At 68.5% G+C, this 9,377-nt stretch carries 12 protein-coding genes; 6 read left to right on the top strand and 6 right to left on the bottom strand.

Annotated elements, in window-relative coordinates:
• Positions 1 to 203 precede the first annotated feature (203 nt).
• Genes ACZ5ZX_RS41365 through ACZ5ZX_RS41355 form a run of 3 tightly spaced genes read right to left on the bottom strand, consistent with a single transcriptional unit; the run spans position 204 to position 1,829 of the window.
• Positions 204 to 752 carry a cysteine hydrolase family protein gene (locus ACZ5ZX_RS41365; protein ID WP_465507474.1) on the bottom strand — a complete coding sequence of 183 codons (549 nt, stop codon included), beginning with the start codon at positions 750 to 752 and terminating at the stop codon, positions 204 to 206.
• A 55-nt stretch (positions 753 to 807) separates the two neighbouring features.
• Positions 808 to 1,230: a VOC family protein gene (locus ACZ5ZX_RS41360; RefSeq protein WP_465507473.1), complete on the bottom strand. Its 423-nt coding sequence runs from the start codon at positions 1,228 to 1,230 to the stop codon at positions 808 to 810.
• Between the two features lie 38 nt (positions 1,231 to 1,268).
• Entirely contained in the window at positions 1,269 to 1,829 is a 561-nt protein-coding gene (locus ACZ5ZX_RS41355) for a PadR family transcriptional regulator (protein ID WP_465507472.1), read from the bottom strand.
• A 123-nt stretch (positions 1,830 to 1,952) separates the two neighbouring features.
• Here ACZ5ZX_RS41355 and ACZ5ZX_RS41350 point away from each other — a divergent pair, with 123 nt between their 5' ends.
• Both ACZ5ZX_RS41350 and ACZ5ZX_RS41345 read left to right on the top strand, forming a co-directional pair.
• Complete coding sequence (locus ACZ5ZX_RS41350) at positions 1,953 to 2,336, top strand: nuclear transport factor 2 family protein (RefSeq protein WP_465507471.1); 384 nt, start codon at positions 1,953 to 1,955, stop codon at positions 2,334 to 2,336.
• Between the two features lie 105 nt (positions 2,337 to 2,441).
• Positions 2,442 to 2,636 (top strand): ANTAR domain-containing protein, encoded by a 195-nt coding sequence (locus ACZ5ZX_RS41345; RefSeq protein ID WP_465507470.1) that lies wholly within the window; start codon positions 2,442 to 2,444, stop codon positions 2,634 to 2,636.
• A 456-nt stretch (positions 2,637 to 3,092) separates the two neighbouring features.
• Here ACZ5ZX_RS41345 and ACZ5ZX_RS41340 read toward each other — a convergent pair whose 3' ends face one another.
• The gene (locus ACZ5ZX_RS41340; protein WP_465507469.1) at positions 3,093 to 3,767 is read right to left on the bottom strand and encodes a DNA alkylation repair protein; all 675 of its coding nucleotides are present in this window, start codon (positions 3,765 to 3,767) and stop codon (positions 3,093 to 3,095) included.
• A 350-nt stretch (positions 3,768 to 4,117) separates the two neighbouring features.
• Between ACZ5ZX_RS41340 and ACZ5ZX_RS41335 the strand changes: the two genes are divergently transcribed.
• Positions 4,118 to 4,465 (top strand): STAS domain-containing protein, encoded by a 348-nt coding sequence (locus ACZ5ZX_RS41335; RefSeq protein ID WP_465507468.1) that lies wholly within the window; start codon positions 4,118 to 4,120, stop codon positions 4,463 to 4,465.
• A gap of 72 nt (positions 4,466 to 4,537) precedes the next feature.
• Entirely contained in the window at positions 4,538 to 5,782 is a 1,245-nt protein-coding gene (locus ACZ5ZX_RS41330; RefSeq protein WP_465507467.1) for a PucR family transcriptional regulator, read from the top strand.
• Here the strand turns inward: ACZ5ZX_RS41330 and ACZ5ZX_RS41325 are convergent.
• A complete protein-coding gene (locus tag ACZ5ZX_RS41325) occupies positions 5,779 to 6,168 on the bottom strand; it encodes an STAS domain-containing protein (RefSeq protein WP_465507466.1) in 390 nt (129 codons plus the stop codon). The two genes, ACZ5ZX_RS41330 and ACZ5ZX_RS41325, sit on opposite strands and share 4 nt — an antisense overlap.
• Positions 6,169 to 6,272: 104 nt before the next feature.
• On the opposite strand from ACZ5ZX_RS41325, the gene ACZ5ZX_RS41320 reads away from it, so the two are divergent.
• On the top strand, positions 6,273 to 7,199 hold the full coding sequence (locus ACZ5ZX_RS41320) for a universal stress protein (RefSeq protein WP_465507465.1): 927 nt from the start codon (positions 6,273 to 6,275) through the stop codon (positions 7,197 to 7,199).
• Here the strand turns inward: ACZ5ZX_RS41320 and ACZ5ZX_RS41315 are convergent.
• Positions 7,196 to 7,639: a phosphatase PAP2 family protein gene (locus ACZ5ZX_RS41315; protein WP_465507464.1), complete on the bottom strand. Its 444-nt coding sequence runs from the start codon at positions 7,637 to 7,639 to the stop codon at positions 7,196 to 7,198. The genes ACZ5ZX_RS41320 and ACZ5ZX_RS41315 overlap by 4 nt on opposite strands.
• 188 nt (positions 7,640 to 7,827) lie before the next feature.
• On the opposite strand from ACZ5ZX_RS41315, the gene ACZ5ZX_RS41310 reads away from it, so the two are divergent.
• Positions 7,828 to 9,285, top strand: coding sequence for an aminotransferase class I/II-fold pyridoxal phosphate-dependent enzyme (locus ACZ5ZX_RS41310; RefSeq protein WP_465507463.1), 1,458 nt, complete (start codon positions 7,828 to 7,830; stop codon positions 9,283 to 9,285).
• The last annotated feature ends 92 nt before the right edge of the window (positions 9,286 to 9,377 follow it).

Raw genomic sequence — 9,377 nt, 5'->3', positions numbered from 1 at the left:
CGCGGGGGTCGTGAGTGGCAATGAGGGTTCTAACCCTATTCGCCACTCACGACCCCACGCGGAACCGCGCACAGCGTCATCAACCGGACACCGAGTTCCTGAAATGTGTCCCTTGTGGACAGTCGCGCGACGCGCCCCGCCTCAGCGGGGAGCTCCTCGCCGATCACGCCACGTTCGCCTTGCCCCTCAATAAATGCGGGGGCTCACCGCTTCGGCCACTCCGCACAGGAGACGACCTCGAATCCCCGGCTGGGGAAGACGGCGTCCATGAAGAAGTCGTGCATCGCCGGATCGCCGTCGGCGCAACCATCACGGAGCACGGTCACGTGGTAGCCCCGGTCCGCCGCGTCGTAACACGTCGCGGCCACCATCGCGCTCGTCGCGACCCCGGCGATCGCGACGGTGTCGACGCCGCCCGCCCTGAGCACCATGTCGAGATCCGTACCGGCGAAAGCGCTGGCACGGCGTTTCAGCACGACCACGTCCTCGTCGGCGACCGGCAACGCGAGCTCGGTGCCGGCCGACCCCTCATGGAAGGTGTCACCGGCTTCGAAGAACGACCTGACCAGCGCGTTGCCCGGCGGCAGGTCGGCACCGTTCCCTCGCATCGCGAAATGCACGAACACGACCTGAACACCGGCCGCGCGGGCACGCGGAAGCAGTGCGGTGACCTGCGGCAAAACCTGTCCGGCGAACGGGTAATTGCCCGTGATGCCGCGCTGGAGGTCACCGACGATCAGCGCGATGGTCATGACGGGCTTTCCCTCCAGTAGACGGTCGTCGCCGCTATGCCGCACCTGAGGCGCGTCAGACGACGAAGATACAGAACGGGTGCCCCGCCGGATCCGCGTACACGCGCAGCGGTTCGCCGGGGTCGTCGCTGCGGTCGAGCAACAGCCTGCCACCGAACTCGAGGACGCGGTCGTGCTGCGCGTCGAGTTCCTCGGCCGAGTCCACGGTCAGGTCGAGGTGCAACTGCTGGGGCACCGGGACGGCGTCCGGCCAGCTCGCTTCGGGAAGCCGATCGACCCGCTGGAAGGCGAGTTGCACGCCGTCCACCGGATTTCTCAAGACGAGCCAGTCTTCGCCGCGCTCGTCTCCGGGCCGCGGTTCGTCGCCAGGGCGGTAGTCCCACACCAGCAGCCGCCGGTAGAACTCGGCAAGGGCACGGGCGTCGGTGCAGTCCAGCACCACCTGACGAAACGTCGGCCCCTTCTTCGGCTCGACCACGCGGCTCACCTCCGGCTCTCAAGTACCTGCAGTGAACCTCAGATCGCCGCCACACGCTGATCGAGAACGGCGAGAACCTTTTCGCCCCAACGAATATTCTCCTGTTCGAACGCGATCCCGCGCGTGAGGGTCAGGTAGGGACCGACACGGGGCGCGGTGGCGAGAAAGTCCGACTCGGTGGCGTCACCGAGGATGCGCTCCCGGAGGCGTTCGAACCGTTTGAGTTTCGTTTCGGCCGTGGCCATCCTGTCCACGACGGCGCGCCGGATCGCCTCGTCGTCGCCCGCTTCGACAGCCTGGATCTGCACGAGCAGTTCGTCACGGATCGCGGTCGGTTTCGGTGCTCGCGTGGTGAAGTCGGCGAGTTCGGCCGCTCCGGCGTCGGTCAGGGAGAAGAGCCGTTTGTTCGGGCGGCGCCGCTGTTCGACGACGCGTGCCGTCACCAGGCCCTGCGACTCCATCTTGTCCAGTTCCCGATAGAGCTGCTGAGGTGTCGCTGTCCAGAAGTTGGCGACCGACGCGTTGAAACTCTTCGCCAGGTCGTAGCCGGAGGACTCACCCTCCAGCAGCATCGCGAGGATCGCGTTTTGCAGCGCCATGGCGTGATCGTAGTCAGCTGATGGATTAGTCGCAAAGTTGATTAGTCACTTCGATGGACACTCGCGCGGCGATCCCCTACGCTCGCGGCATCTACTCAACAAGTTGACTATGAGGAGAGCGTGATGCCCACGTTCCGTCAGGCCGTCGAGGCGAAAGACGCCGCCGCGATCGAGGCGATGCTCGCCGACGACGTGGTCTTCACCAGCCCGGTGGCGTTCAAGCCGTATCAGGGCAAGGCGATCACCGCGGCAATCCTGCGCGGCGTCCTGCGTGTGTTCGAGGACTTCCGCTATGTCCGCGAGATCCAGGACGGCGCACACCACGTCTACGAATTCGAAGCGATGGTCGACGGGCTGCGGATCAACGGCTGCGACCTCCTGACCTTCGACTCCGAAGGCAAGATCGCCGACTTCAAGGTCATGGTCCGGCCGCTGCGCGCGGCGGAGGCGCTCGCGGCGCGTATGGGCGCCCAGTTCGAAGCCATCAAGGCCGACGCGCTGGGCTGACCCCGGCGAGCCGGATTGGGCCGATCGGGGCGGAACCGTCACTCGTCCTGGTCAGTGTGCCGGGCGCGGGTTTCACCGCGAGCGGGAGTGCGCGATCCTCGATCGGTGACGACCAACGAGAACATCGGCGACGCGCGCTGGCGTGCCTCCCTGTGGCGCGAGATGGCGACGATCGAGCGAGCCAAAGGCGCGCTCATGGAACGCCACGAGGTCGACAGCAGCGCCGCCGCGGCACTGCTGGCGTTATGCGCCGAGCAGCACGGAATCGAGATTTCCGAAGCCGCTCAACGACTGAGCTGAGTTCGGCGAGGCCGCTCCCCGTGAGTCGCGATTCGGGTCAGCACCGACCCTCTTAGGTACCTGAAGGACTCCTTGAGGGAAGCGCATTTGCTTACCCGCTCCGGTTCGCGCCCCGCGAGGCGCGCGCTGCGGTGCGACCACCTCACGATCCACACGCCAATCCGCAGGTCAGCCGTAAGTCCGTGAAGGACCCCTTGAGGGACTCATCTTTGTTTACCCACCGGTGTGGAGCTTGTGCGGGTTGCCGGTGCGGTCGAGCGGGGAAGATTCCGGCCGTTGAGCGTCCGGAATCTTCCCCACTCGGTCGCCGGACCCACCGGTCGTGATCGGGACGAGCTTGATCAACGGAGGATCGGGGACGCTGAGTGTCCCCGATCCTCCGTTGATCAAAGGTGCGCAACCGGGGGAACCCCCACCCTCGTACAGGTCAGCCGTAAGTCCGTGAAGGCCCGGCCGCTACCGGTCCGCGTGCTGCCGGCGCACGATCTCCGTGATCCAGACCGGAGCGAACGGGGACGTGCAGTTCGGCGGAGTCGGGTAGTCCTTGAGGACCTCCAGGCGCTCGCCGATGTCGATCGCCCGGGCACGGTACTCGGGGTGGTCGATGCCGATCTGCGCCAGACAGTGGTTCATCGCCCACTGCAGACGGTCCGGAGCGGCTTTCATCTCCGCCTCGATGACGTCGAGCAGACGGGGGAAATCGAGGCCCTCGGGCTTCTTCGCCACGCGTTCGGTGGTCAGCGCCCAGCCCGCACTCGCGACCACCGGATCCGGATCGGCGGACCAGGCCAGGCGCAGCTCTTCGGCGTGCGGATTCTTCTTCACCACGTAGTTCACGAGCCAGTCGTGCACCTTCGGGGTCCGCGCCTCCCGCACCATCCGGTCCAGGTCTTCACGTTCGAACGCCTTCGGGCGGCAGATCAGGAGCGCGAGCAGTTTCGCCGCGGTGTCGCCGGTCTCCCAGAGTTCGCGGGCGAGCTCCTGCCGGGTCTTCAGCCGTTTGGCGAGCGCGCGCAGCTTCCCGAGGTTCACCCCGTGATCGTCACCGTGTTTTTCGTTGACCTGGCGTGCTCGCGGGTCCTCGAGCGCGGCCAGTTCGGCCATCACCTCGGCCACCGTCGTCCCGGCCACTTCAGCCTCCTGTCCACCGCGGGTCGCGTTCAGCCTACGACGCGCTTCCGGCCGAGCCGTGGGTCGGCGAGGCGCGGGTGCGGATGGCGTAACGGCGCGGTCCCCCGGATCGACGGGCGAACGTCCGCTGTTCGGTGGCCGTGACCGGCCGGGAAGCGCTCATCCAGCGGTTCGGGCCGGGAGACTGATACGGTTGCCCTGTCGCGGTTCAGACACCAGCCGCCGGGCCCTTTCTTTCGGGTCCGGTATGCCCGCATCGGGCACCAGCCGGGCCCCCGTACCGGCAAGGAGTCAATTTGACCGACTATCGCGCACCGGCCACCGAGCGGCCCACTGCAACCCGGAGATTCGTGTCCCCTCTTGATGTCTCGGTCACCGCGTCCGACACCGACACGGTGGTCACCGTTTCCGGTGAAATCGATCTTGCCGTTTCCGACGGCTTGCGGCAGAGCCTGGAGGAGGAACTCCGGTTCAGCCCGGCGGCGCTGATCGCGGACCTGTCCAAGGTCACCTTCTGTGACTCGTCCGGCTTCACCACCTTCGTCCAGATCCGGGCGAAGGCCGACGAGGCAGGTATCCCCTTCATCCTGGTCACCCAGGAACGAGCCTTGCTGCGCCCGATGGCGCTGCTCGGGCTCGATGCCGTCTTCAACGTGCATCCGACCCTCGAATCGGCCCGGGACGCGCTCGCTCGCTGACACCCGGCCCCGGGTGCTTCGGGGATGCGCACCGCCCGGCTCCTCACCCACCGGCTGTCATGATGGATCGCTGTGACGGGTGACAAGGGTCCAGGTTTCCGTATCGGCGGAAGTCCACTGGCGGAACGGCTGGCCGAGCGCCTGCCGTCGCTCACGAAGACGGTTCTCGCCGAGATCGTCTCCCGGATTCCCGCGTACGGCCTGTTGCCCGCCGAGGAGCTCAGCGGGGACATCACCCAGGTGATCGAACAGAACATGCGTTCGTTCATCGGCACCCTGCGCACCGGGGCGACTCCGAAACAGGAGGAGCTCGATTTCCTCCGCGAATCCGCCGCCCGTCGTGCGGAAGAGGGCATCCCGATCGACTTGGTGCTCACCGCGTACCACGTCGGCATCCAGGTGGTCTGGGAGTCGCTCACTCCGGACGCGCGCCCGGAGGAGGTCGCCGACGTCCTCGCCGTCAACGCGCTCACGCTGCGCTACCTCGAAGTGGTCACGCCCGCGGTCGGCGCGGGCTACCTCGACGAGCGGCAGACGATGTTCGACGACGAGCGCTCTGCGCGGCACACGGTGCTTTCCGCCCTGCTCGACGGCGAACCGGCCGACGTCGCCGCCGGGCAGGTCGGCTTGCGCCTGCCGCCGTGCTACCTCGTTCTCGCGGTGTCCGCCGGGGCACATCCCGACGAGGAGGCAGGCGGCGTCGATCCGCTGGTCGCCGGACGCCGGAAACTGCGGCGGCTGCGGGTCGAGCTGGAGCGCCAGATCCGGGGCACGGTCCTGACCTCGCTCACGCCAGAAGGCGGCATCGCCTTGCTGCCACACGAAACCGCCGACGACGAACTGTCCACAGGCGACTGGTCGCGGCTGGAGCGGGTGCTCGCCGACGTCGCCCGCGCGGCCGGTGCCGAACTCACCGTCGGGGCCGCTGCAGCCGGACCGGCTCGCGTACCCGCAGCGGCGAAGCTGGCACAGGACGTGCTCGCGGTCGCGACCGCCGCGGGCAGGCCGCCGGGGCTCTACCGGCTCGACGACGTCCTGCTCGAATACCAGTTGTCGCGCCCCGGCCCCGCGCTCGACCGGCTGGCCACGCGGTTGGCCCCGTTGGACGGCAACGAAGAACTCCTTCAGACAGTGAAGACATTCCTCCGCAGCGGCGGACGACGGCAGACCGCCGCGGCACTCCACATCCACCCCAACACCGTCGACTACCGGCTGCGCCGGATCGCCGACCTGACCGGCCTCGACCCCACCCGGCTCGAGCACATCGCGTTGCTCAGCGCGGCGCTCGCGGCCCGTTCGGCGACCGGGCGGGACTAGAGGGTCCGGATGTCGGCTTCTTCGCAGAGATCGAGCAACCGGCGCACCGAGCGGCATTCGCCGGGGAAGACGAAGAAGAGGGTTCCGGTTTCGTCGGCGAGCAACTGCGCGCGGTGCAGCACCCGCATTCCCGCCGCACCGAAGAAGCCGATCTCGGACAGGTCGGCGATCAGTTTCGTGCCGTTGCCGTGCAGCCGTTCGCAGAGCAGCTCCCAGAGCCGGGGCGCGGTGTCGAGGTCGATCTCGCCGCACGCCTTGACCACGGCGGTTCCCCGGGTCGGCCTGCTCACGCGCAGCCGTAATCGCCCCTCCGCGCCTTCGAGCGTGTGGAGCTCGTCGGGCACCAGAAGCGCGAGCTTCGGATGTGTCGTGGACAGGGAAGTCATATCTGGAGATACCCAGGTCCAGCGCGCGGTGAAACAGCGCACCACACCGCCGCATGAAAACCGCGCGGAACGGGTATCCCGGAGCGGATCGGGAGGTGGTGGCGATGTCGACCGCGCAGACAGGTGCGGGCCCGGTGGTGGTCGGGTTCGACGGTTCGACCGAGGCCCGGCGGGCCGTACGCTGGGCACTCACCGAAGCGAAGACCCGGGGATGCGGTCTGGTGCTCGGCTATTGCGCCCACGACCGGCTTCCTCCGCCCGGCGCCGACCTGGTGGCCGCCCCGCTCGCCGGAGCAGTGCCGGAGGCCGCCGACGAGGCGGCCGAGGTGGAGCCGGCGCGACGGCAGCTCGGCTCGATGGCCGAAGCGATCCATCGCACCGATCCCGGCCTCGACGTCCGGACGGTCGTCCGCGGCGGGACCCCGGAGGCGGTGCTGACCTCGATCGCCGACGAGACGGACGCCGCGATGATCGTGCTCGGCGAATCCCATACCGGCGTCTTCACCCGCGCGGTGCTGGGCTCGACCGAAGCCGAAGTGACCAGGACCGCCGGACGGCCGGTCATCGTCGTCCGCGGGGAAGAATCCGCCCCCGGCGGGCCGGTGGTGCTCGGCACCGACGGTTCCGAGCAGAGTTCCGCAGCGGCCGGCTTCGCGTTCGACTTCGCGGCGCGCCACGGTTTGGCGGTGCACGCGGTCCACGTCGCGCGGATCCCGGTCTGGGGACCGACGAGCGAACCGCTGCTCGGCGGCCCGATTCTCGATCCGGCGCCCGCGGTACCCCAGGAGATCTCCGACGAACTGGTCGACCGTCAGCTGAAACCCCTGCGCGAGCGTTTCCCGGGGGTGGCCGTGGAGGTCGTGCACGGTATCGGGCCCGCCGGGCAGGCACTGACCGGACAGTCTTCGGACGCGGCCCTGCTGGTGCTCGGGCGGAGCGAGCACGGTCCCCTGCGGCGGCTACTGCTCGGCTCGGTCAGCGACGACGCCCTCCACCACGCGCGCTGCCCCGTCGCGGTGGTCCGCGCCTAGGTCCGATCCCGGCGACGCAAGACCCAGGCCACCGCGGCCCCCAAGGCGATCCCGCCGAGGACATCGGTTGGCCAATGGACATGCGTCCGCATCCGGCCGTAGCAGACCGCCACGGCCAGCGGAGAGATCACCGCACCCGCTTTCGGCGCGTGCAGGGCGACAGCGGTGGTGAACGCCGAGGCCACCATCGCGTGTTTCGAGGGGAACGACGACGAATTCGGCTGTTCGGGCAACGATCTCCGGGCGGGCAGCTGCCGGGTGCGCGGACGCGGACGGCGCACCAGCGCGCTGAGCAGATGTCCGCTCGCCATCCCCGCGCCGGCGGCCAGCAGTCCACGAGCGGCGGCGTGCCGCGGACTTCCGCGACGGGTGGCGAGCACCGCCGCGACGACCAGCCACAGCAAGCCTCCGCGACCCGCCGTCGTCACCGCGATCAGCACCGGATGCGCTCGCGACGTCGGTAAATCGTTGTCATCCAGGTCACGCAGTGCTACTTCGCCTACCGGAGACCACAATGGCGACCACCTCCTGACCGGTCGGTTACCCCGATCGGGCGAAGAACACTCTCCGCCCGTGGGCCACACTTTCGAGGGGTTTCGGCAATTCGTACCAGGGTTACCCCCGGCGTATGGATCATCGCAGGGCACCGGTTCTCGAGGCGTTGCGCGACTATCGTGACCGCGGCTTCGTGCCGTTCAACGCGCCCGGGCACAAACAGGGCCGGGGCGTGGACCCGCGGGTACTGGAAGTGGTCGGACCGGACGTGTTCGCGTCGGACGTCATCGCGCTCAACGGGCTCGACGACCGGTTGATGCGCACCGGTGTCCTCGCCGAAGCGCAGAAACTGATGGCCGACGCCGTCAGCGCGGAGCACACCTTCTTCTCGACCTGCGGCAGTTCGCTCTCGGTCAAGAGCGCGATGCTGTCGGTCGCCGGCCCGCACGAGAAACTGCTCGTCCCCCGGCACGTGCACAAATCCGTGATCTCGGGACTGATCATCAGCGGCGTGCGGCCGGTCTGGGTGCGGCCGCGCTGGGACACCGAGCAGCATCTGACGCATCCGCCTGGTCCGCAGGAGTTCATGGCCGCGTTCGAAGAGGAACCCGACGTCAAGGGCGCGCTCATGGTGACGCCGACCGACTACGGCACCTGCGGTGACATCCGCGCGGTCGCCGACGCCTGCCATGAACGCGGTATTCCCCTGATCGTCGACGAGGCGTGGGGAGCGCACCTGCCCTTCCACGACGACCTGCCGCCGTGGGCGATGAACGCGGGCGCCGACGTCTGCGTGACCAGCGTCCACAAGATGGGGGCGGCGGTCGAGCAGAGTTCGGTGTTCCACCTCCAGGGCGACCGCGTCGATCCGAACGTGCTCAAGGCGCGGGAGGACCTGCTGGGCACGACCAGCCCGAGTTCGCTCGTGTACGCCACACTCGACGGCTGGCGACGGCAGATGGCCTTACAGGGCAAGGAGTTGCTCACCGCCGCACTGACGCTGGTGTCGTCGGTTCGGCAGCGCGTCGCCGAGATCGGCGGCCTCCGGGTCCTGCATGACGAATTCCTCGGGCCGCGGCTGGCCGACTCCGTCGATCCGCTCAAGGTGGTGGTGGACGTCTGCGGTCTCGGGATCAGTGGATATCAGGCCGCGGACTGGCTGCGGGAGCACCGCGACGTCACCGTGGGATTGTCGGACCATCGCCGGATCGTCGCGCAGTTCAACCATTCCGACGACGAGAAGACGGCGACCGTCCTCCTCGACGCGCTCGAAGCGCTGACCGAAGCGGACCTGCCGACACCGCCCGAAGTCCACATCCCCGATCCCGGCGACTTCGAGCTCGAGACGGCGATGCTGCCGCGTGACGCCTTCTTCGGACCGGCGGAGCAGGTGGCGGCCGACCGCGCCGTCGGCCGGATCTGCGCCGAAATGATCACGCCCTACCCACCGGGAGCGCCCGCCGTCCTGCCCGGAGAGGTGCTGACCGAACCGATACTGGACTACCTGCGCAGCGGGCTGGCCGCGGGTATGGAACTGCCCGATCCGGCGGACGCGGAACTGAAGTCGGTCCGGGTGGTCGCCCGCTCGTGATGGTCGTGGGTGGGGGTTTGTGGTGTAAAACGACTGGCACCACACGACCAACCCACCCCCCCCCGCACCGCGCGGGGGGTTCGGCCCGCGAC

The organism is Amycolatopsis sp. NPDC033938, from assembly GCF_055575975.1.
Note: the sequence above shows the minus strand (reverse complement) of the source record. Positions and strands in the feature narration are given on the sequence as shown.